The following is a 22,162-nucleotide window of genomic DNA, read 5'->3' on the forward strand; positions in this document are numbered from 1 at the left end:
TTTTATGGGCGACGGCCTTGCGCCCGCATCCGGGCCGGATGCGGGCGCAACGGCCTTGAGTGGCACCCGAGGTCGCTGGGACTCTCGGGTGCCTTCTCGGTTGCGCGTATCAAAGAAGGTTTTTAAACGGCGTTGACCGAGTCCAAGATCCAGGAGAGCACGAAGGCCTCCTCTTTCCAGGCGTCGTAACGGCCGCTCGGGCCGCCGTGGCCGGCGCCCATCTCGGTCTTGAGCAGGTATTGCCCGTCGGGGGCGACCGAGCGCAGGCGCGCGACCCACTTGGTCGGCTCGTGGTAGAGCACGCGTGTGTCGTTGAGGCTGGTCACCGCGAGGATCTTGGGGTACGCGAGTTTCGCGACGTTCTCGTAGGGGCTGTACGACTTCATGTACGAGTAGACTTCGGGGGATTCGAGGGGATTGCCCCACTCCTCCCACTCGGTGACCGTGAGCGGCAGGCTCGGGTCCAGGATCGAGGTCAGCGGGTCGACGAACGGGACCTCGGCGACGATTCCGGCGAAGGCCTCCGGAGCGAGGTTCGCCACCGCGCCCATTAGCAGGCCACCGGCCGAGCCACCGCGTGCCACCAGGCGCGATGCCGACGTCCAGCGGGCGCGGACCAGGGCCTCGGCGCACGCCACGAAGTCGGTGAAGGTGTTCTTCTTGGCGAGCATCTTGCCGTTTTCGTACCAGTTACGGCCGAGCTCGCCGCCGCCGCGCACGTGCGCGATCGCGAAGACCACGCCCCGGTCGAGCAGGCTCAGACGGGCGATCGAGAAATAGGGGTCGATCGAGTGCTCGTAGGAGCCGTATCCGTAGATCACCGCGGGGTTGTCGCCGTTCTTGACCGTGCCCTTGCGCGCCACGATCGAGATCGGGATCCGGGTGCCGTCCGGGGCGGTGGCCCACTCGCGGAACTGCTCGTAGTCGGCCGGGTCGTAACCGCCCAGCACCGGTTTCTGCTTGCGCAGCGTCATCGCCCGGCTGACCAGGTCGACGTCGAAGACCGACTCCGGGGTGACCAGCGAGGTGTAACTGATCCGCACCGAGCTGGTCTCGTACTCCGGGTTACCGGCCAGGCCGACGCTGTAGATCGGCTCGGGGAAGGGCATGTCGTACGCGTCGGTGCTGCCGTCGGTCATCACCCGCAGGCCGGTCAGGCCGTCGCGGCGCAGCGAGACCACGACGTGCCGGGAGAACGCGTCCACCGACTCGAGCCGGGTGCCCGGGGTGTGCGGGATCAGCTCCACCCACTCGCCGGGGTTGTCCACCGACGTGCAGGCCAGTGCGAAGTCCTCGGCGTCCCGGTTGTGCAGGATCAGGAACCGGTGGCCGTGGTGGTCGACGCTGTATTCGACACCCTGGACACGCTCGGCGATCAGGGCCGGCTCGGCCGTGGGCTGGTCGGCCGGGATCACCCGCACCTCCGAGGTGACCTTGCTCTGGGCGTCGATCACGATGAACTTCTCGCTGCGGGTCAGGTCGACACCGACCCAGAAGCGCTCGTCCGGCTCCTCATAGATGAGGGCGTCCTCCTGCGCGCCGCCGACGATGTGCCGCCAGACCCGGTACGGGCGCCAGGCCTCGTCGACCGTGATGTAGAAGAGTGCGCTGCCGTCGGCGGACCAGGCGCTGCCGTAGAACGCGTCGCTGATCTCGTCGGCCAGGACCTCGCCGTTCTGGAGATTCTTGACCTTGAGGGTGAACCGCTCGTCGCCGGCGAAGTCGGTCGAGTAGGCCAACCAGTTGCCGTCCGGGCTCACGTCGAACGTGCCCAGGGCGAAGAAGTCCTGGCCCTCGGCGAGCGCGTTGCCGTCGAGGAGGATCTCCTCGCCCGGCTTGTCGGCGTCCATCGGCGGGGCGGTCTCACCGGATTTCGCCGGGACGCGGCAGTGGATGCCGTACTGCTTGCCCTCGACCGTGCGCGTGTAGTACCAGAACGCGCCTTTGCGGCTCGGCACCGACAGGTCGGTCTCCTGGGTGCGGCTGCGGATCTCCTGGAAGATCTTCTGCCGGAGATCCTCCAGGTGCGCTGTCGCCCGCTCGGTCCAGGAGTTCTCAGCCTCCAGGTACGCGATGGTCGCCGGGTCGTCCTTTTTCATCAGCCAGGCGAACTCGTCGGTGACCGTGTCGCCGTGGAAAGTCCGCTCGGAGGGCGACTGGTGTGCGGTGGGAGGCGCTTCGATCGTCACCCGAAACACGTTACCGGCCGATTGGTCCGCCATGAGTTTCTTACACAGGCCGACTCCGGTCTTTCGAACATGTGTACGATATGCCAGAGTGGACGATCTTCAGGGGGTCTCTAACTCCGTTAGGGGGAGGCATCGGCGTGAGTGATTCCCTTCTCGATGCACTCGTGGACATCTGCGGGCCGGGCTTCGCGCGCCCGGCTCGTACCGTCGACCAGGTCACCGGTCGCCGTGCGGGGCTGGTCGCGCAGCCTGCCACGGCGCCGTCGCTGGCCGCCGTCCTGCGGCTCGCCGCGGCGCGAGGGCTGTCGTTCCGGCCGCGCGGCGCCGGCACCAAGATTGACTGGGGCGCGCCGCCGGCCGGCCTTGACCTGATCGTGGACACCGCCCGGCTGAACGGGATGTGGGACCACCACGACACGACCGCGGTCGTCGCCGCCGGCACACCGGTCTCCGCCGTGCAGGCCGCGCTCGCCCTGCGCGGTCAGCGGCTCGCCGTCGACCCGCCGTCGGTCGGCGCCACGGTCGGCGGGATGCTCGCGGTCAACGAGTCCGGGCCGCTGCGGCACCGGTTCGGCAGCCCGGCCTCGCAGACCGTCTCGGTCGATTACGTCTCCGCCGTCGGGGTCGAGGGCGAGTCCGACGGTGAGGACGGCCGGCCCGGCATCGCCGAGATCGACGGGGTGATCACCTCAGCGGTGCTCCGGCTCGAGCCGTTGCCGCCGGCCCGCCGCTGGGTCGGCCGCAGCGTGTCCACGCCGGCCGAGGTCGACGAGCTGGTCGCACTCACGCTGGATCTCTCACCCAGCGCGATCGAGGTCGACCTGCCCGGGGCGGGCGGTGGTGTGCTCGCGCTGCTACTGGAGGGCCAGGAGTCCGAGGTGGCCGGCGCGGCCGACAAGATCGCCGGGCTGTGGGGCGGCGGCGCGGTGGTCGCGTCGTCAGCGCCGTCCTGGTGGGGGCGTTATCCCTTCGGCGCCGCTGACGTGGCGCTGCGGATCGCGGTGCATCCCCGGCACCTCCAGGCCGTGGCCTACTCCCTGGGCGACGCGGCCGGGAGAGCCGTGGCCATTCGCGGGTCGGCCGGGGTGGGCACGGTGCATGCCGTGCTGCCGAGCTCACTGGGGCCGATCCGGGTGCGCGAGATCGTCGCGGGCATGGAGCACGTGCTGCTGGCCAGACGCGGCAGGCTGAAGATTGTGTCAGCACCGCCGGAGCTGGCGCCGGACCTTCCAGTGGCGGGCCGCCAGGACCTCTTTTAACCGGAGGCCGGCCGATAGTTGCCGCCTGTCGATTGTTGGCGGGCGGCTTCGTCGTGCCGGTCGTGCCGGTCGTGCCGGTCGTGCCGGTCGTGCCGGTCGTGCCGGTCGTCCCGGTTGTCCCGGTTGTCCCGGTTGTGTCGGTCGTGCCGGTCGTGCCGGTCGTGCCGGTCGTGCCGGTGGTGCTGGTCGCCGGTTGTGTCGTGCTGGTCGTGCCGCAGGGGCGAGCCGTAGCCCAGACCTGTCATGAGGCTGCTTTGACCTGTCTGGTCTACGGCTCGTGCCCCGCAGCCGTAGCTCAGACACCTCATCAGAGTCCGATGACCTATCTGAGCTACGGCTCGCCCCGCGGCTGGGGTGGCCTGCTTGGCGGGCCGAAGGCAACATGCCGCGAGCATCTCGTCAGTGTCGAGCCGTCAGTGTCGAGCCGCCAGTGTGTCGAGTTGGGGTGCGTATTGCGCCTGAAATCGACACGGGCGGGCGGTTCGCGGGGTGCGTGTCGAGTTTGGGGGCGTAGCGAACCCGAAGTCGACACACTCGTCCGGCCCCGCGAGATCTTGGGCTGCTGTTCCCGTCGGGGTGTGGTTCGGGGACCACGATCGCCGCGCGGGAGGCCCGGGGCGGAAGGTGATCAAGCCGAGCGTCCGCTGCCAGCGAGATTTCATTTGGCCGGCAGAGCCAGTGCTGTGAATGCGACCGTGCGGCAGCACTGGAAACCAGCTTGTGTCGTTCGGTTGGCTGTCAGTCCTGCAAACTGCCCGCGGGACAACGCTGACAGCCAGCCAGCCAGCCAGCCAGCCGGACCGGTCGGATCGGCCGGGCGTGGCGTGGATCAGGGCGCACGTAACGCCACCGTGTGCCCGGGGCTACGCCCTGGCCGAGATGAAGGCGCACAGACCGCAACTGTGTGACCCCATCCACGCCAACCCGAGCATCCGTGCGCTCCCAGCCACGTGCGCCCTAGCCCACCGTGTGCCCTTGGCCCGCTTCCAGCCCAGGGAAGGCGGCTGGCCGCTCCTCGGGAGGGGGCGGTCAGTCCAAGCAGGGCGGCTGGCCACCCCTTGGGAAGGAGGTGGTCAGTCCAAGCAGGGCGGCTGGACACCCCCTTGGGAAGGGGGTGGTCAGGCCATGGAGGGTGGCCGGTCGCCCTTGGGAAGGGGCGGCCAGTTCGGGGCGGTGGCTGGTCAGCCTAGGGACGGGATTCGGGTTACTGCTTCGGAGGCTAGGTGGCGGCCCATGCGGGCTACGTCGCCTACCGCGTAGGTCAGGTAGGCGAACTGGCCCACCTCGCGGACCCCGGTCAGGATCAGGTCGTCCATCAGCAGTTTGCTGCGCAGCAGGGGTGCGCCCTCGCCGAGGATGGCCGGTGCGATGCCGAGGATGATCTCGTCGAGCAGGCCCAGGTCGACGAACTGGCTCACCAGGTTGCCGCCTCCGGCCAGCCAGACGTTCTTGCCCTGGGCGGCGACCAGCATGGCCTCGTGGACGCGGCGGACGTCTCCGCTGATCATGAAGACGTTGGCGTCCGGCACGGGCGGTAGGTCCCGGTGGGTGAAGACCCAGCACGGTACGTCGCCGTACATGTCGTGCCAGTTCTCCGGTTCTTCGAGCAGGTTGTCGTTCTTCAAGACCCACTCGTATGTGGTCGCGCCCATGGCGAACGCGCCGATGCCGGCGAAGAACTCGCCGAACGGGTTGGCGGTGCCCTCGTCAACCTCGAAGAGCCAGTCCAGCGAGTTGCTCTTGTCGGCAGTGAAGCCGTCGATGCTGGTGGCGGTGTAGTACTGCGTCTTCGCCATGAGAGACACGATGCCACGATCGGGGCGACAAATAGGGCAGATCGATCAACTGTGGGAAAGCGCGAGGCCGAGCGTTGCCGCGCCCGGCCTCGCGCCGGGTCAGATCGGCTTGTGTACGTCGTAGGTGAGGTAAGCGAACTGGCCGATCGGCCGGGCCCCGGTCAGCGTGAAACGCGACGATGTGATGCGCCGTGGCAGCACCGGCGCGCCCTTGCCCAGGCTCACCGGGGCGACCCCGAGGATGACCTCGTCGAGCAGGCCCTCGTCGGCGAACTGGCCGACCAGGTCACCGCCGCCGACGAGCCAGATGTTCTTGCCGTTCGCCGCGGCGGTCATCTGTTGATGAACGGGTGCGACCTCACCGCGTACGAAATGAAGGTTTGCCCCTGGGACGGCGGGCAGGTCGCGGGAGGTGAAGACCCAGGCCGGGATGTCGCCGTAGGGTTCCAGCCATTTCGATGGGTTGTCCAGCGCTTTCTCCTGGGCGAGGATCCACTCGTAGGTGGTGGAGCCCATGGCGAACGCGCCGACGCCGGCGAAGAACTCGGCGAACGGGTTCTCCCCGCCCTGGTCGACCTCGAAGAGCCACTCCAGCGAGTTGTGCTCGTCGGCGATGAAACCGTCGATCGTGGTCGCGGTGTAGTACTGCGTCTTCATGCCTCGACCCTGCCACGAGGGTCCGACAAATTTCAGGCGTCGTTTCTGAGCACCAGGATCGCGATGTCGTCCCGCGGCTCCTCGACCGAGAAGTTGATCGTGGTGGAGCGCAACCGCGCCGCCATCACATCAGCCGGGTACCCAGCGAGCGGCGCGCACGCCTCACGCAGCCGGTTCGAGCCGAACAGCTCCCGGCCACGGCGGCGCTCGGTCACACCGTCGGTGTAGAAGATCAGTGAGTCGCCCGGGTCCAGCGTGACCACCACGTCCGGCGAGGTGATCGTCTCCAGCAGGCCGAGGGCGGTGCCGCCCTCGCCGACGAACGAGGTCTTGCCATCTGCCCGCACCAGCACCGCGCGATCGTGGCCGGCCAGGTGCAGGCAGACACTGAGCGAGGTGCCCTTGCGGGTCACCGACGCCATCGCGAGCGTGCAGTACCGTCCGCCGCCGCGCTGCACGAGCGTGCGGTTGACCCGCCAGAGGATCTCGCTCATCGCCTTGCCGTCGTCGACCAGGATCCGGATCACGTCACGGACCAGGCCGGTCACGGTCGCGGCCTGCACACCCTTGCCGGAGACGTCGCCGACGACCACGACGTGCTGGTCGTCGCCGAACGGGACCACGTCGTAGAAGTCGCCGCCCACCTCGGAGCCGGTCGGAACGTATTCGGCGGCGAACCCGATGCCTTCCACATGCGGCAGGGCCGGCGGCAGCAGCGAGGCCTGAAGGGTACGCGCAACCGTCCGCCGCTCATCGTGGATGCGAGCGTTGTCGATGGCCAGAGCGGCCCGCCGGGCGACGTCTTCCAGCACGGCCACCTCGTCGGCGTCGTGCCGGTGTTTCGGGTGCCGGCCGACCGCGAGCGTGCCGAGCCGGGCACCCCTGGCGACAAGCGGTACGGCGTAGCCCTCGTAGGGCGTACCGAACATGACCTGGGTGCCAAGGCGTGACGCCTCCTCGAGGCGGGCCAGGATCGACTCCGGGCCGGTCTCGGCCAGCGACGCGTGCAGCTCGGCCAGCTGGGATTCCTCGGCGTGGGTGGCGGCGGCGAGCTGGAGCCGGCCCCACGCGTCAGTGGTGTGCACGGCACACCACTGCCCGAGCCGGGGCACCACGAGCTGCGGGATCAGGGCCATCGTCAGGTTCACGTCGAGGGACTGGGCGAGCAGCTCGCTGGCCTCGGCGAGGAACGTGATCCAGGTCTGCCGGCGGATGTCGGCGCGGCGGAGGCGGTCGTTCTCCAGGTGCAGGGAGAACCGTTCGGCGACCATGGTGGCCAGCGATTGGGCGTACCCGGCGGGGGAAGCGTCGAGTTCGAGCTCGCCGGAGTACGGTCGGTGCACGTCGAGCGGCACCCGGATCGTGTCGGCGTTGTCGCGGGGCGCCCGGCCGTACCGTGCCAGCAGCTGGCGGCCCATGCCGTCGCCGCGGTCGAGCCGCACCACGCCGCCGGCCGCGCCGGTCAGCCGGGCGAGCCGGGAGAGCAGGTCGGTGGCGAGGTCGGCCAGGCCCTCGTCGGTGTGCCGGTCGAGCCCGCTGCGCAGCAGGCCGGTGAGCGCGCCCAGGCTGGGCGTCTCGGTCTGGCTGGGCAGCCGGACCGGTGCGCCGCCGCCCTCGGCGCGCTGGTCGATGCGGAACCAGACACCTTTGCCGTCGCCCTCGTGGACGGTGCCCCAGCGGCTCGCGAAGTGGTCGACCAGGAGCAGGCCGCGGCCGCGCTCGGCGACCTCACCGATGTCCGGGCTCTCGTTACGGGGGCCGACGGCGAGCTGCTCGACCGGACCGGGCGCGAAGTCGGTGACCGTGACGGTGAGCCCGCCGGGGTCGGCGGTCACCTCTATCTCCAGGTCGGTGTTGGCGTGCACCACCGCGTTGGTGGAAAGCTCGGTGGTGAGCAGCAGCGCTTCGTTCAGCAGACCGACGAGGCCGGTCTCCTCCAGCACCGAGCGAACGAGTGCGCGGGCCGCTGCCGGGGTACGACGATCATTGGGCAACCGGGTCCGGCGCACCAACGCATCAGGTGACGCACCTGTAGGAATGGTTCCGACCTCGGCTGGCACCCATGCATCCTCTCCTGCCAGTGGGTGTATGCACAAAGTCGTCTCTCGCATTGACCCGGTCGGGCGAGAGAGGATAGGGAACCCGGCAGTTGGACAGCGAGTGAGGACAGCATGACTACGGCGAACGAAGCCAGCGTCGGCGTGCCCGACGAGACGGTTCTGCTCGGTGAGCTCGCCGACGCGTTGCGCCGTGTGCGCCGCGGCGATCTCAAGGTCCGGCTGCCCCGGCGGGGTGGCACGGCGGGTGCGGTGGCGGAGGCCTTCAACGAGGTCATCTCCCTGCAGGAACGGCAGAACCTCGACCTGCGCCGGATAAGCCGGATCGTCGGCCGGGACGGCCGGCTGACCGAGCGGCTCGACGAGGAGGGCCTGGACGGCGCCTGGGCGGACAGCGTCCGTTCGGTGAACTCGCTGATCGACGACCTGGCCCGGCCGACCACGGAGATCTCCCGGGTCATCGTGGCGGTGGCCGAGGGCGACCTCTCTCAGCACATGGCGCTGGAAATGGACGGCCGGCCGCTGCGCGGTGAATTCTTGCGGATCGGCCGCACGGTGAACACGATGGTGGACCAGCTGTCGTCGTTCGCCGACGAGGTCACGCGGGTGGCGCGCGAGGTGGGGACCGAGGGTGAGCTGGGCGGCCAGGCGGACGTCCGCGGCGTTGCCGGCACCTGGAAGGACCTCACCGACTCGGTGAACACCATGGCGTCGAACCTGACGCACCAGGTGCGCTCGATCTCGCAGGTGGCGACCGCGATGGCTCGCGGCGACCTGTCCCAGAAGATCACGGTGTCGGCGCGCGGCGAGGTGGCCGAGCTGGCCGACACGATGAACGGTCTCACCGACACGCTGCGGCTCTTCGCCGAGCAGGTGACCAGGGTGGCCCGCGAGGTGGGCACCGAGGGCAAGCTGGGCGGTCAGGCCGAGGTGCCGAACGTCGCCGGCACCTGGAAGGACCTCACCGACTCGGTGAACTCGATGGCGTCGAACCTGACGAGCCAGGTGCGAAACATCGCGCAGGTCTCGACGGCGGTGGCCAAGGGCGACCTGTCGCAGAAGATCACGGTGGCCGCGCAGGGCGAGATCCTCGAACTCAAGGACACCGTCAACACGATGGTGGACCAGCTGTCGTCGTTCGCCGACGAGGTGACCCGGGTGGCCCGCGAGGTGGGCACCGAGGGCCGGCTGGGCGGTCAGGCCCAGGTCCGTGGCGTCTCCGGCACCTGGCGCGACCTCACCGAGAACGTGAACCAGCTCGCCGCGAACCTCACCGCCCAGGTCCGCAACATCTCCCAGGTCTCGACCGCTGTCGCCAAGGGCGACCTGTCGCAGAAGATCACGGTCGACGCCCGGGGCGAGATCCTGGAGCTGAAGAACACCGTCAACACGATGGTGGACCAGCTGTCGTCGTTCGCCGACGAGGTCACGCGCGTCGCGCGTGAGGTGGGTTCGGAAGGCAAGCTCGGCGGTCAAGCCCAGGTCAAAGGCGTTTCTGGTACGTGGCGCGACCTCACCGACAACGTGAACTACATGGCGTCCAACCTGACCAGCCAGGTCCGTAACATCGCCTCGGTCACCACCGCCGTGGCGAAGGGCGACCTGTCGCAGAAGATCACGGTTGACGCCCGAGGCGAGATCCTGGAGCTCAAGTCGACGGTCAACACGATGGTCGACCAGCTGTCGTCGTTCGTCGACGAGGTCACGCGGGTGGCCCGTGAGGTGGGCACCGAGGGCAAGCTGGGCGGTCAGGCGCAGGTGCGCGGCGTTGCCGGCACCTGGCGCGACCTCACCGACAACGTGAACTCGATGGCGTCGAACCTGACGAGCCAGGTGCGAAACATCGCCCAGGTCTCGACGGCGGTGGCCAAGGGCGACCTGTCGCAGAAGATCACCGTCGACGCCCAGGGCGAGATCCTGGAGCTGAAGAACATCGTGAACACGATGGTCGACCAGCTGTCGTCGTTCGCCGACGAGGTCACCCGTGTGGCCCGCGAGGTGGGTTCGGAAGGCAAGCTGGGCGGTCAGGCGCAGGTGCGCGGCGTTGCCGGCACCTGGCGCGACCTCACCGACAACGTGAACTACATGGCCTCCAACCTCACCGGCCAGGTCCGCAACATCGCCTCGGTCACCACCGCTGTCGCGCGAGGTGACCTCGGCCAGAAGATCACGGTCGACGCCCGCGGCGAGATCCTGGAGCTGAAGAACACCGTCAACACGATGGTGGACCAGCTCTCGTCGTTCGCCGACGAGGTCACGCGCGTCGCGCGCGAGGTGGGTTCGGAAGGCAAGCTCGGCGGTCAAGCCCAGGTCAAGGGCGTTTCTGGTACGTGGCAGGACCTCACCGGCAACGTGAACCAGCTCGCCTCGACGCTCACCACCCAGCTGCGTGCCATCGCCGAGGTGTCCACCGCCGTGACCCGGGGTGACCTGACCCAGAGCATCGCGGTCGAGGCACAGGGCGAGGTGGCGGAGCTCAAGGACAACATCAACCAGATGATCGTCACGCTCCGCGACACCACGAAGGCGAACGCGGAGCAGGGCTGGCTCGACTCGAACCTGGCTCGCATCGGTGGCCTGCTCCAGGGCCAGCGGGACGTCGGCGAGGTCTGCCGCATGATCATGACCGAGGTGACGCCGCTGGTGGACGCGCAGCTCGGCGCGTTCTTCCTGGTGGACAACGAGGAAGCGGTGATGCGCCTGCGGCTCGGCGCCGCGTACGGATACGTCGCCCGTGACTACGAGGTGACGTTCGGGCCGGGTGAGGGCCTGGTCGGCCAGGCCGCGGTGTCGCGCCGGACCATCCGGGTACGCGCCACCCACGACGGAATACTGACCATGCGCTCCGGGCTGCTCGCCATGCCGCCGAACGATCTCGTGGTGCTGCCGGTCCTCTTCGAGGGCGAGATGCTCGGCGTCATCGAGTTCGCGTCGGTGGCCGCCTTCTCCGGTCTGCACCTGACGTTCCTGGAGCGGCTGGTCGCCACGATCGGCATCGCGCTCAACACCATCCAGGCGAACCGGCGTACCGAGGAGCTGCTGACCCAGTCGCAGCGCCTGGCCCGCGAGATGCAGGACCAGTCGGCCGAGCTCCAGCGCACCAACGCCGAGCTGGAGGACAAGGCGAAACTGCTCAGCGACCAGAAGGCCAACATCGAGCTGAAGAACCGGGAGATCGAACTGGCCCGGCTCGGCCTGGAGGAGAAAGCGCAGCAGCTGTCCCGGGCCAACACGTACAAGTCGGAGTTCCTGGCGAACATGAGCCACGAGCTGCGTACGCCACTGAACTCGCTGCTGCTGCTGGCCCGGCTGCTCGCCGACAACACCGAGCAGAACCTGAGCAGCAAGCAGATCGAGTTCGCCCGGACCATCCACAGCGCCGGCTCGGACCTGCTGTCACTGATCGACGACATCCTGGACCTCTCGAAGATCGAGGCGGGCCGGATGGACGTCGAACCGGACGTGGTCGACTTCTTCGGCATCCGCAGTTACGTCGAGCAGGCGTTCCTGCCGCAGGCCGAGGAGAAGGGCCTCGACTTCCGGGTCGACGTGGCGCCCGAGCTGCCGGAGTCGATCGTCACCGACCCGCAGCGGCTCCAGCAGATCCTGCGCAACCTGCTGTCGAACGCGGTGAAGTTCACCGACAGCGGCTCGGTGACGCTGAGCATCTTCGCGGCCTCACCGGACGTCGACCTGGACATGCCGTCGCTGCTCTCGGCGCGGCAGGTGGTCGGGTTCGCGGTCACCGACACCGGCATCGGTATCTCGGACGAGAAACTGGCGATCATCTTCGAGCCGTTCCAGCAGGCCGACGGCACGACGACCCGTAAGTACGGTGGCACCGGCCTGGGCCTGTCGATCAGCCGTGAGTTCGCGGCGCTGCTCGGCGGCACGATCACGGTTGCCTCGGTGCCGAACGGCGGCTCGACGTTCACCCTTTACATGCCCGAGGCCCTGGTGCCGGACGCCATCCCGATGCCGGCTCTCCCGCCGGCGCCGGCCAGGGCGATCTCGGTACGCCCGGCGACCACGTTCGACATGCCGCTGATGGAGTTGCCGCAGCTCACCTCGCGTCCGATGGAGGAGAAGAAGCCGGCGGTGACCCCGGCCGGCCGGCAGCTGGACGGCGCCACCGTGCTGATCATCGACGACGACGTGCGGAACGTCTTCGCCCTGACCAGCGCCCTGGAGATGCACGGCCTGAACGTCCTGTACTCGGACAACGGCGTGGACGGCGTCCGCATCCTGGCCGAGCACCCCGAGGTCGACATCGTGCTGATGGACGCGATGATGCCGGACCAGGACGGGTACGAGACGACCCGTGGAATCCGGCGCAATCAGCGTTTCCGGGACCTACCGGTAGTGTTCCTGACGGCGAAGGCGATGCCCGGCGACCGGGAGTCCGCGATCGCCGCCGGTGCGAGTGACTACATCACCAAGCCGGTTGATCTGGACGAACTGATCGAGCTGATGGCGCGCTGGGTGAACGCGAAGGGCACGAAGGCACCGGAACACGGCTGACAACTGCCCCTACTACCTGCAGTGAGGTGAATACGCGTGGGTGAGCGCGCCAAGGCTCTTCTGGTCGACGACCGGCGAGACAACCTGCTCGCACTGGAGGCGATCCTGCAAGGGCTGCCGGTGACCGCGGTTGCCGTGGAAAGCGGCGAAGCGGCCCTCAAGCAGCTGCTCACCGACGACTTCGCGGTGATCCTGCTGGACGCGCACATGCCCAACATGGATGGCTTCGAGACGGCCAGCCACATCAAGCGGCGGGAACGTACTCGACACGTACCCATCCTGTTCCTGACCGCGGCCGACCGCGATGCGCAACTCGCTCTGCGGGGTTACGCGGTCGGCGCGGTGGATTACCTCACGAAGCCGTTCGACCCGTGGGTGCTGCGGGCGAAAGTGTCGATCTTCGTCGAGCTGTGGACGAAGAACCAGCAGCTCAAGGCGTCAGCCGAGGCTTCCCGCGAGCGTGAGACGCAATGGCAGCTGCTCACCGAGACGATGGACGAGGCGGCGCGTGTGCTGCGTGCCGGCGGGGACGACGCCGCCAGCGAGGCGCTCGATCTACTGGAGAAAGCTCGATGGGGGAGCTGACCACCGAGCCGACCACCGGGCTGTGACCTGGGTCACGCCGAACAACCTTGCTGGGCATCCGCGCCACTACCGGGACGTGATCGCTTGATCATGCGGTCTTCTTCTTCCTGAGTAGGAGCAACATGCGGCACGCAATGCCTCCCTCTGCCTCGGACCGGCGCCGGCGCCGCCGGCTGGTCACGGGCCTCGGCGCTGCCGGTGCGGCCGGTGCGGTCACCGCGCTGGTCGCCGTTCTCGTCCCCTCGGCCTCGGCTGCCACCGTCTTCTCCGCGGACTTCGAGAGCGGCGCGAGCGGCTGGTCCAAGTCCGGTGGCACCTGGGTGGTCGGCACCGACGGCTCGAAGGTCTACCAGCAGACCAAGGCCGACAGCGAGCTGGCCCGCGTCTTCGCCGGCGAGACCTCCTGGACCGATTACTCGGTGCAGGCGAAGGTCAAGGCGATCAGCCTCGGCAGCGGCCTGGCCGGCATCGCGTCCCGCGCGAGCAGCGCCTCCACGATGTACCGCCTCGCGCTCACCTCGGCCGGCAAGGCCGAGCTGCAGTCGGTCAAGGGCAGCACGGTCAGCGTGATCGGCTCGGCCGCGGTCAGCAACGTCACCGCATGGCACACCCTGCGCATCGACGCGTCCGGCAGCACCGTGACCGGGTACGTGGACGGTGTGAAGGTTGCCTCCGGCACCGGCTCGCTGACCGCCTCCGGCCGGATCGGCCTCGTCACCAGCTTCGCGTCGGCCTCGTTCGACGACGTAGCGGTGAACCCGGTGACCGGTGCGACCGCCACCACCAGCCCGTCCGCGTCGAAGACCGCGACCGCCAGCGCGAGCGCTTCCGCCAGCAAGACCGCGACGGCAAGTGCGAGCGCGTCGGCGAGCAAGACCGCGACCGCCTCCGCCACGCCCAGCGCGTCGAAGACCGCCACGGCGACCGCGACCGCGACGGCCGCGCCCACGACCACCAGCACGACCGGCACCAGCCCGACCGCCGCGTGGCCGACCGCGACCGGCTCCAAGGCCGTGACCGCGACGGTCGCGGTCTCCGGCACGCTGGACGGCGGCAACGTCCGCTACTACGGCAGCGGCGACCTGGGCGGCGACGGGCAGGAAGAGGGTCAGGACCCGCTGTTCAAGCTCGCCGACGGCGCGGTGCTGAAGAACGTCATCCTCGGCGCCCCGGCTGCCGACGGTGTGCACTGCTCCGGTTCCTGCACGCTGATCAACGTGTGGTGGGAGAACGTCGGTGAGGACGCGGCCACCTTCAAGGGCGGCACCTCGGCGACCTACACCGTCGACGGCGGCGGCGCGAAGAGCGCTGACGACAAGGTCTTCCAGCACAACGGTGGCGGCACGCTGACCATCAAGAACTTCCAGGTCTCCGACTTCGGCAAGCTCTACCGGTCCTGCGGCAACTGCTCCACCCAGAACAAGCGGGCCGTCGTGGTGCAGAACGTGATCGCGACCGCCCCTGCGAAGAGCCTGGTCGGCATCAACGCGAACTACGGCGACACCGCCACGCTGTCCAAGGTGACCATCGTCGGTGACAAGGACCTGGACATCTGCGTCCGGTTCACCGGCAACAACACCGGCAAGGAGCCGACCAAGATCGGCACCGGTGCGGACGGCGTGAACTGCAAGTACACCGATTCCGACATCACCTTCAAGTAGTTCGACCGGTGGCTGCCGGACACCCTGGTCCGGCGGCCACCGTCGCCGATGAGCCACCGATGGCTGCTGACGGCAACAGATCCACGGTTGGAGGGCGGCGGCATGAGGCTCATCGAAGACGACGTGCGCGCGGCACTGCGCGCGGAGGCGGTCAAGCACCGTCCGAACCGCGAGGCGATGCTCGACCGGATCACCGAGACGGCGATGCGTAACCAGTTCGCCAAGCATCGGGCCGAGGCGAAGCCCCGGTGGCGGATCAGCGGCGCGGCTGTCGCGGTGGCCGCCGTTCTCGGGGGCGGCGGATTCGCGCAGTGGGCGGTCGCCGGTGACGGCGCGCCTCAACCGGTGCCGCCGGCGCCGAGCATCAGCGTGCCCGTGGTTCCGCCGGTCGCACCGTCGCCGTCTGTCGCACCGTCCCCATCCGATGTACCCAGCACCAGCAGCACCAGTAAGTCCTCGCCGGTGCGGAGTGCCAGCTCCGCGCCGGCGTCCCCCTCATCGGCTCCGGCCAGCAGCGTCCCGCCGGCGAACACCGCGACGGCCGACCCTGCGGTCAGCGGTCCGCTCTGGTCGGACGGCTCGATCGACGCCTCCGACTCTCAGGGCTCCGGCGTCGTGACCGTGAAGACGACTGAGCGGCTCACCGCACTCGACGTGGCGATCCGGGTGACGCGTACCCCGGAGCTCGTCTCACGCGGCGGCAGCCAGCAGGTGCCGGGCGCGAGCGTGAGCAGTTCGGTCACCGAGGAAGCCGACGCGCTGCTCTACCGCTTCGTGCTCTCCTCCGGCGACGTCCTGGAACCGGGGACGTACGTCTTCTTCGCGCGGTACACGTTCGCCTCGGGCGGACGCGACGCGAACGGCGACGTCTACACGGCCACGGCGGTCACCGAGAGCGGCGCCACCGTGAACGTGTCCGGCGCCTTCGGCTGATTGCCAAGGGGAAATCCACAGCCGACCGCGCTCTCAGGAATCACCCAACCGCGATGTGACACCATCGCGGTATGTCGGGTTCAGGCCGTGCTGCTGATCATCAGTGCGCTGCGCAGGCCGGTGATGTCCAGCACCCGCATCAGGAAGTCACCCACGTTGGCGAGGGCGAGCACGGTCTGCGCGTGCTGCGCCTTGCGGCTCAGCACCACCAGCGTGCCAAGACCCTGCGAGTCGCAGAACGTCACTCCGGACATGTCGAGGACGATGCGCGACGACGGCGGCTCGACCAGCAACTCGTTGACGATCGTGGACAGCTCGGTGACGGTGAGCACGTCAATTTCCCCGGCGAGCGCGATAACCACCTCGTCGGGGGCGCGCTGCACCGTGATGGACAGCTCGGGTCGCTCCACGCAGGTCAGCCTATCCTCTCCGGGGCAGTTCGGCCCGTTCGGCACGGTCAGACCGGGCGCATCCGGGCATCCCCCGGTGACGTGAACAACCCTCCAGAGATACTCGCCGTACGCCGCTGACAGAATGGGAACCGCTGTGACCACGACATTTCCCACCGCGGATCTTCCGTACCCGGAGGACGCCCCGGTTTCCCAGGCCCTGTTCGACCGCGCCCAGGCCATCGTGCCGGGCGGGGTCAATTCACCTGTGCGTGCGTTCCGAGCGGTCGGTGGCACGCCCCGATTCATGGTCTCGGGCAGCGGTCCGTGGATGACCGACGCGGACGGACGGCGTTATGTCGACCTGGTCTGCTCGTGGGGTCCACTGATCCACGGGCACGCGCACCCCGAGATCATCGAGGCGGTGCAGCGGGCCGCGTCCCTGGGTACCAGCTTCGGCACCCCGACGGCCGGCGAGGTCGACCTGGCTGAGGAGATCGTCCGGCGTACCGGGATCGACGAGGTGCGCCTGGTCAACTCCGGCACCGAGGCGACGATGACCGCGATCCGGCTGGCCCGGGGTTTCACCGGTCGCTCCAAGATCGTGAAGTTCGCCGGTTGCTACCACGGTCACGTGGACGCGCTGCTCGCCGCGGCCGGCTCCGGCGTCGCGACGCTCGGCCTGCCGGACTCGCCGGGTGTCACCGGTGCGGCCGCCTCCGAGACGATCGTGGTGCCGTACAACGACGTGGCCGCGGTCGAAGAGGCCTTCAAGCTCAACGGGCCGGACATCGCGGCGATCATCACCGAGGCCGCGCCCGGGAACATGGGCGTGATCTTCCCGCGGGACGACTTCAACGGAAAGCTCGCCGAGATCGCCCACCGGTACGGCGCCCTGCTGATCGTCGACGAGGTGATGACCGGATTCCGGATCTCGGCGGGTGGCTGGGCCGGGTTGCATCCGGTCGACGCCGACCTGTTCACCTACGGCAAGGTGATGGGCGGCGGCCTGCCCGCGGCGGCGTTCGGCGGCCGCCGGGAGATCATGTCCCGGCTGGCGCCGGCCGGCCCGGTCTACCAGGCCGGCACGCTCTCCGGTAACCCTCTGGCCTGCGCGGCCGGCCTCGCCTCACTGCGGCTCGCCGACGACGCGGTTTACAAGCGGCTGGACGAGGTGGCCGGCACGGTCGGCTCGCTCGCCTCCGACGCGCTCACCGCAGCGGGTGTGCCGCACCGGCTCTCGTCCGCCGGCAACATGTTCTCGATCTTCTTCACCGATGCGGAGGTCGTCGACTACGACTCCGCGAAGACTCAGAACGCCGCGGCGTTCAAGGCCTTCTTCCACGCGATGTTGTCGAACGGTGTGTACCTTCCGCCGAGCGCCTTCGAGTCGTGGTTCGTCTCCACCGCGCTGGACGACGCGGCGTTGGAACAGATCGCCGCGGCGGTGCAGCCGGCGGCCCGGGCGGCAGCAGGAGCGTCATCTTGAGCGAGTCGACAAAGACCACGGTGCACGTGCTCCGGCACGGCGAGGTCTTCAACCCCGGCAAGATTCTGTACGGCCGGCTGCCTGACTTCCATCTCTCGGAGCTCGGCAACCAGATGGCCAAGGCGGCCGCCGAGGTGCTCGCCGGGCGGGACATCACCCACGTGGTGTCGAGCCCGCTGGAGCGAGCTCAGGAGACCTCCGCGCCGTTCGCCGCGGAGTTCAAGCTGGAGACCGCCACCGACGTCCGGCTGATCGAGAGCGCGAACTACTTCGAGGGCAAGCGGGTCTCGGTCGGTGACGGCGCGTTCAGCAACCCCCGGCACTGGTGGGTGCTGCGTGACCCGATCACCCCGTCCTGGGGTGAGCCGTACCTGGTGATCGCGCAGCGGATGTTCGCCGCGGTGCAGGCGGCCCGGGTCGCGGCCGAGGGGCACGAGGCGGTCTGCGTCTCACACCAGCTTCCGATCTGGACACTGCGCCGGTACGTCGAGGGCAAGCGCCTCTGGCACGACCCGCGCAAGCGCGAATGTGGCCTGGCCAGCCTGACCTCGTTCCGGTTCGAGGGGTCCAAGGTGGTCGGTATCGACTATTCGGAGCCCGCCGCTCACCTGGTGGCCCTCTCCGCGACGGCCAAGACCGCCAAGGGGGCGTGACCATGCGCCGGCTGGTGGCCGTCACCGTCGCGGCGTTCGCCGCTGCCGGGCTCCTGGCCGGCTGCGGTGAAGACCGGAACTGGGCGAAGAACTGCTCCACGACCGAGAACCTGGTGGTGGAGTGCGCCGTGGCGGACCGGCCGCAGGTTTCCGGCGTGACCGGCGAGCTGCTCGACGGCGGCTCGTACGACATCGCGGACGAAGCCGGCAAAGTCGTGGTGGTCAATTTCTGGGGCTCGTGGTGCGCGCCCTGCCGGGCCGAAGCCGATGACCTGGAGAAAACGTACCAGGCCACGAAGGCCAAGGAGGTGTCGTTCATCGGGGTCAACTCGCGGGACGACCGGGACGCGGCGATCAACTTCGAGCGGGGCCGGGTCACGTACCCGAGCATCTTCGACTTCGACGCGAAGGTCGCCCTGCAGTTCGACGTGAGCCAGGTGAGCACTCCCGCCACGCTGATCCTGGACCGCCAGGGCCGGATCGCGGTCGCCATCCGCCGAGCCACCACGCTCGGCGAGCTCCAGCCACTTGTCGAAAAGGTGGCAGCGGAGGACCCTCCAACCACCCCGCCCACCACCCTAAACCGGACTGAAGGCTGAGCTTGATGGGCGACGCATTCCAGAGCACCGCCTTGAACGGGCCGCTGCTGCTCGCGGTCGGCGCGGCCTTGATCGCGGGCCTGGTCAGCATCCTTTCGCCGTGCGTGCTGCCGCTCGTGCCCGGTTACATCTCGTATGTGACGGGTCTGGCCGGCAGCGATCTCGAAGCAGCGATCGGCACCACGCAAGAAGAGGGCGCCACCAAGACCAAGACCGAGACGCTCGCGCTGAAAGGCCGGGTCCTGCTCGGCAGCAGCCTTTTCGTGCTCGGCTTCGCGGTGGTCTTCACCCTGCTCATGACCCTGGTCGCGAACATTGGCTTCACCCTGCTGACCCACCGCGACACTCTCAACATCGTGCTCGGTGTGCTGGTGATCGTGCTGGGTCTCGGTTACCTGGGCCTGATCCCGGGCTTCCAGCGTGAGGCCCGGTTCAAGAAGCTGCCGGCGGCCGGCCTGATCGGTGCGCCGGTCTTCGGCGCGATCTTCGCGGTCTCCTGGATTCCCTGCGTGGGCCCGACCCTCGGCGCGGTCTCCGCGCTCGCCGCCACCAGCGGCAGCACCGACCGGGCGGTGATCCTGGCGCTCGCCTTCAGCCTCGGCCTGGGCATCCCGTTCATCCTGTTCGGGCTCTTCTTCCGGCGGCTGCTCGGCGTCTTCCAAGCGATCCGGCGCAACAGCCGCTGGGTGACCCGGGTCGGCGGTGCACTGATGATCATCATCGGTCTCACCCTGATCACCGGACAGTGGAACTACTTCCTCGCCTGGCTGATGACGACCTTCAACTTCGGCGGGGAGCTCTTGCTGTGACCGTGGTCGAGGATCGCCCGGCAACCGCGGACGCGCCGCCGCCGCGACGGGTCAACCCGCTCTGGGCGCTGCTGCGCAACTCGTGGCGCCAGCTGACCAGCATGCGTACCGCGTTGATCCTGCTCTTCCTGCTCGCCGTGGCCGCGGTGCCGGGCTCGATCTTCCCGCAGCGGTCGGTGAACCGGGAGAACGTCGCTGAGTACTTCGCGGCGCACCCGAAACTCGCGCCGGCCATCGACCGGGCCTTCGCCTTCGACGTCTACTCGTCGCCCTGGTTCGCCGCGATCTACCTGCTGCTCTTCACGTCGCTGATCGGCTGCGTGCTGCCACGGCTTCGTGATCACATTCGGGCGCTGAGGACCGTACCCCCGGAAGCTCCCAAGCGGATGGGTCGCCTGCCGCAGCATGCGGACGGCCTGGAGTCGGCGCAGCCGGCCGGTGAGACGGCCGTGCGGGTCGCAGCGACCTTGCGCCGCAAGTGGTTCCGGGTGCGGGTACGGGAGCAGGAGGATGGCAGCTGGACCGTCTCCGGCGAGAAGGGCTATCTCAAGGAGACCGGGAACCTGCTGTTCCATGTCGCGCTGCTGTCGGTGCTCGTGGGTGTCGGTTTCGGACATTGGTACGGGTGGCACGGCAACCGTCTGCTCGTCACCGGAGCGGACCAGGGGTTCTGCAACTCGCTGACGCAGTTCGACGACGTGTCCCTCGGCCCGCAGGTGGACGCGAGCGACCTGCCGAACTTCTGCCTGAAGCTGACCAAGTTCGACGCTACCTACCAGAGCACCGGCCAGCCGAAGTCCTACGACGCGACGGTCGCGGTGAGCCAGAACGGCGGGGCCAGCGAGAGCCGATCGTTCACGGTCAACGACCCGCTGCGCCTGGACGACGCCAACATCCACCTGCTCGGCCAGGGTTACGCGCCGGAGTTGAAGTACACCGACCGGTACGGCGTCTCGCAGACCAAGGTCGTGCCGTTCCTGCCGGTCGACGGGATGCTGACCAGCGAGGGTGTCGCCCAGTTCCCGGACGTCAACATCGACCCGAAGACCAACAAGCGGGACGACAAGCTGCAGATGGGCTTCGAGGGAGTGTTCCTGCCGACCGGCCCTACCGACGGCACCGCCCGCTCGGAGTTCCCGGAGCTGAACAACCCGGTGCTCTATCTGACCGCGTACCAGGGTGATCTCGGTCTCGACGTCGGTATCCCCGGCTCGGTGTACTCACTGGACCGTGGACAGATCGACACCGGCGCGCTGAAGAAGATCGGCGGCGACCGTCCTTACGCGCTGAAGCAGGGCGAGAAGGTGACCCTGGAGGACGGCACCACGCTGGAGTTCGTCGGTGTCCGCCAGTTCGCGACGCTCTCGATCCGGTACGACCCGACCCAGTTCATGCTGCTGATCGGCGCGGTGCTGGGCCTCATCGGACTGATGCTGTCGCTGTCCGGGCATCGACGCCGGGTCTGGTTCCGGGTGGTACCCACTGCGGGTGACGACGCGCGGAGTAGCGTGATCGAAGCCGGTGGGCTGCCTCGCACCGACTATCCCGGGTTCGGCGACGAATTCACCTCGCTGACCCGAAGTCTCAAGGAAGGGACGCCCTGATGGCGGAGCTGTCGAACCAGTTGATGGCCTTCACCGTTTTTGCCTACCTGATCGCGATGATCTGCTACGCCGGTGAGTACGCGTTCGGCAAACGTAGCGTGATCGGCAAGGCGGCGTCACGGCAGCTGGTGGGCGCGGGAGCGCCGGTCATCAAGCAGCCGACCGCGCCCGACGGGCCGGTGAAGCCCGGCCGCGGCGAGTGGTCCGGCCGGATCGCGGTGGCCTTCACCCTCCTGGGCTTCGTGCTGCACCTCGGCACCACTGTCACTCGTGGCCTCGCGGCCGAGCGGATGCCGTGGGGCAACATGTACGAGTACATCCTCTCCGCGAGCCTGGTCGGCGCCGCGGTCTGGGTGGGTGTGCTGCTGCGCAAGCCGAACCTGCGCCACCTCGGGCTCTTCGCCTCGCTCAGCCTCGTGGTCCTGCTCGGCGCGGCCAGCCTTGTGGCGTACACGCCGGTCGGGCCGCTGGTGCCGGCGCTGAACTCGTACTGGTTCATCTTCCACGTGTCGACGATCATCATCTCGTCGGGCATCTTCCTGATCGGCGCGGTTCCGGCCGCGATGTTCCTGATCAAGAACGGGTACGACGAGGGCAAGCGCTCGTTCCCGTACACACTGGCCAAGCGGTGGCCGGACGCCGGTGCGCTGGAGCGGCTCACGTTCCGCCTGCACGCGTTCGCGTTCCCGCTCTTCACCTTCGGCGCGCTGATCGCCGGTCCGTTGTGGGCCGAGGCGTCCTGGGGCCGGTACTGGGGCTGGGACCCCAAGGAGGTCTGGGCGTTCATCTCCTGGATCGTCTACGCGGCGTACCTGCACGCGCGGGCCACGCCCAGCGTCAAGCGGACCGTCGCCACCTGGATCGCGCTGCTCGGCTTCGTGACGATGCTGATGAACCTGTTCGGCGTGAACCTGTTCTTCGAGGGCCTGCACTCGTACGCGAACGCGGGCGACTGAGAGCC

17 protein-coding genes are annotated in these 22,162 nt (G+C 68.6%); 11 read left to right on the top strand and 6 right to left on the bottom strand.

The window, feature by feature from the left end; genetic code table 11:
• Positions 1–122: 122 nt before the first annotated feature.
• Complete coding sequence (locus B0I29_RS26990) at positions 123–2,189, bottom strand: S9 family peptidase (RefSeq protein ID WP_111652107.1); 2,067 nt, start codon at positions 2,187–2,189, stop codon at positions 123–125.
• Between the two features lie 137 nt (positions 2,190–2,326).
• Here B0I29_RS26990 and B0I29_RS26995 point away from each other — a divergent pair, with 137 nt between their 5' ends.
• Positions 2,327–3,448 carry an FAD-binding oxidoreductase gene (locus tag B0I29_RS26995; protein ID WP_245972759.1) on the top strand — a complete coding sequence of 374 codons (1,122 nt, stop codon included), beginning with the start codon at positions 2,327–2,329 and terminating at the stop codon, positions 3,446–3,448.
• Here the strand turns inward: B0I29_RS26995 and B0I29_RS27000 are convergent.
• The 4 genes from B0I29_RS27000 to B0I29_RS27015 form a co-directional block, all read right to left on the bottom strand.
• Complete coding sequence (locus B0I29_RS27000) at positions 3,445–3,693, bottom strand: hypothetical protein (RefSeq protein ID WP_111651902.1); 249 nt, start codon at positions 3,691–3,693, stop codon at positions 3,445–3,447. The genes B0I29_RS26995 and B0I29_RS27000 overlap by 4 nt on opposite strands.
• 936 nt (positions 3,694–4,629) lie before the next feature.
• On the bottom strand, positions 4,630–5,244 hold the full coding sequence (locus B0I29_RS27005) for a dihydrofolate reductase family protein (protein ID WP_111651903.1): 615 nt from the start codon (positions 5,242–5,244) through the stop codon (positions 4,630–4,632).
• Positions 5,245–5,343: 99 nt separating this feature from the next.
• Positions 5,344–5,901, bottom strand: a complete 558-nt coding sequence (locus tag B0I29_RS27010) for a dihydrofolate reductase family protein (protein WP_111651904.1) — start codon at positions 5,899–5,901, stop codon at positions 5,344–5,346.
• Positions 5,902–5,933: 32 nt separating this feature from the next.
• Entirely contained in the window at positions 5,934–7,961 is a 2,028-nt protein-coding gene (locus B0I29_RS27015; protein WP_111651905.1) for a SpoIIE family protein phosphatase, read from the bottom strand.
• 111 nt (positions 7,962–8,072) lie between these two features.
• Here B0I29_RS27015 and B0I29_RS27020 point away from each other — a divergent pair, with 111 nt between their 5' ends.
• From B0I29_RS27020 to B0I29_RS27035, 4 genes are all read left to right on the top strand, one after another.
• The gene (locus B0I29_RS27020; RefSeq protein WP_111651906.1) at positions 8,073–12,479 is read left to right on the top strand and encodes a HAMP domain-containing protein; all 4,407 of its coding nucleotides are present in this window, start codon (positions 8,073–8,075) and stop codon (positions 12,477–12,479) included.
• A gap of 36 nt (positions 12,480–12,515) precedes the next feature.
• Positions 12,516–13,064, top strand: coding sequence for a response regulator (locus tag B0I29_RS27025; protein WP_111651907.1), 549 nt, complete (start codon positions 12,516–12,518; stop codon positions 13,062–13,064).
• Between the two features lie 134 nt (positions 13,065–13,198).
• Entirely contained in the window at positions 13,199–14,725 is a 1,527-nt protein-coding gene (locus B0I29_RS27030) for a pectate lyase (protein ID WP_245972761.1), read from the top strand.
• 102 nt (positions 14,726–14,827) lie between these two features.
• Positions 14,828–15,658, top strand: a complete 831-nt coding sequence (locus tag B0I29_RS27035; RefSeq protein WP_146616893.1) for a hypothetical protein — start codon at positions 14,828–14,830, stop codon at positions 15,656–15,658.
• Between the two features lie 80 nt (positions 15,659–15,738).
• On the opposite strand, the gene B0I29_RS27040 is transcribed toward B0I29_RS27035, so the two are convergent.
• Entirely contained in the window at positions 15,739–16,068 is a 330-nt protein-coding gene (locus B0I29_RS27040; protein WP_111651910.1) for an STAS domain-containing protein, read from the bottom strand.
• Positions 16,069–16,192: 124 nt separating this feature from the next.
• On the opposite strand from B0I29_RS27040, the gene hemL reads away from it, so the two are divergent.
• Genes hemL through ccsB form a run of 6 tightly spaced genes read left to right on the top strand, consistent with a single transcriptional unit; the run spans position 16,193 to position 22,157 of the window.
• Positions 16,193–17,536, top strand: coding sequence for a glutamate-1-semialdehyde 2,1-aminomutase (hemL, locus tag B0I29_RS27045; RefSeq protein ID WP_111651911.1), 1,344 nt, complete (start codon positions 16,193–16,195; stop codon positions 17,534–17,536).
• Positions 17,533–18,189: a histidine phosphatase family protein gene (locus tag B0I29_RS27050; protein ID WP_111651912.1), complete on the top strand. Its 657-nt coding sequence runs from the start codon at positions 17,533–17,535 to the stop codon at positions 18,187–18,189. Before hemL ends, B0I29_RS27050 begins: the two co-directional genes overlap by 4 nt.
• A gap of 2 nt (positions 18,190–18,191) precedes the next feature.
• Positions 18,192–18,788, top strand: coding sequence for a TlpA family protein disulfide reductase (locus tag B0I29_RS27055; RefSeq protein WP_111651913.1), 597 nt, complete (start codon positions 18,192–18,194; stop codon positions 18,786–18,788).
• Positions 18,789–18,793: 5 nt separating this feature from the next.
• Positions 18,794–19,597 (top strand): cytochrome c biogenesis CcdA family protein, encoded by an 804-nt coding sequence (locus tag B0I29_RS27060; protein ID WP_111651914.1) that lies wholly within the window; start codon positions 18,794–18,796, stop codon positions 19,595–19,597.
• The gene (resB, locus tag B0I29_RS27065; protein WP_111651915.1) at positions 19,594–21,201 is read left to right on the top strand and encodes a cytochrome c biogenesis protein ResB; all 1,608 of its coding nucleotides are present in this window, start codon (positions 19,594–19,596) and stop codon (positions 21,199–21,201) included. Before B0I29_RS27060 ends, resB begins: the two co-directional genes overlap by 4 nt.
• Entirely contained in the window at positions 21,201–22,157 is a 957-nt protein-coding gene (ccsB, locus tag B0I29_RS27070) for a c-type cytochrome biogenesis protein CcsB (RefSeq protein WP_111651916.1), read from the top strand. The genes resB and ccsB overlap by 1 nt, the downstream gene beginning before the upstream one ends.
• Positions 22,158–22,162 lie beyond the last annotated feature (5 nt).

The sequence above is a fragment of the Actinoplanes lutulentus genome (assembly GCF_003259845.1).
Classification (GTDB): Bacteria; Actinomycetota; Actinomycetes; order Mycobacteriales; family Micromonosporaceae; genus Actinoplanes; species Actinoplanes lutulentus.

Excerpts from the sequence above, each read along its gene's own strand:
- B0I29_RS27060 (WP_111651914.1), top strand. The coding sequence starts at position 18,794 with ATGGGCGACGCATTCCAGAGCACCGCCTTGAACGGGCCGCTGCTGCTC.
- B0I29_RS27030 (WP_245972761.1), top strand. The coding sequence starts at position 13,199 with ATGCCTCCCTCTGCCTCGGACCGGCGCCGGCGCCGCCGGCTGGTCACG.
- B0I29_RS27000 (WP_111651902.1), bottom strand. The coding sequence starts at position 3,693 with ATGACAGGTCTGGGCTACGGCTCGCCCCTGCGGCACGACCAGCACGAC.
- B0I29_RS27055 (WP_111651913.1), top strand. The coding sequence starts at position 18,192 with ATGCGCCGGCTGGTGGCCGTCACCGTCGCGGCGTTCGCCGCTGCCGGG.
- B0I29_RS27010 (WP_111651904.1), bottom strand. The coding sequence starts at position 5,901 with ATGAAGACGCAGTACTACACCGCGACCACGATCGACGGTTTCATCGCC.
- hemL (WP_111651911.1), top strand. The coding sequence starts at position 16,193 with ATGGGAACCGCTGTGACCACGACATTTCCCACCGCGGATCTTCCGTAC.
- B0I29_RS27005 (WP_111651903.1), bottom strand. The coding sequence starts at position 5,244 with ATGGCGAAGACGCAGTACTACACCGCCACCAGCATCGACGGCTTCACT.
- B0I29_RS27035 (WP_146616893.1), top strand. The coding sequence starts at position 14,828 with ATGAGGCTCATCGAAGACGACGTGCGCGCGGCACTGCGCGCGGAGGCG.
- B0I29_RS27020 (WP_111651906.1), top strand. The coding sequence starts at position 8,073 with ATGACTACGGCGAACGAAGCCAGCGTCGGCGTGCCCGACGAGACGGTT.
- ccsB (WP_111651916.1), top strand. The coding sequence starts at position 21,201 with ATGGCGGAGCTGTCGAACCAGTTGATGGCCTTCACCGTTTTTGCCTAC.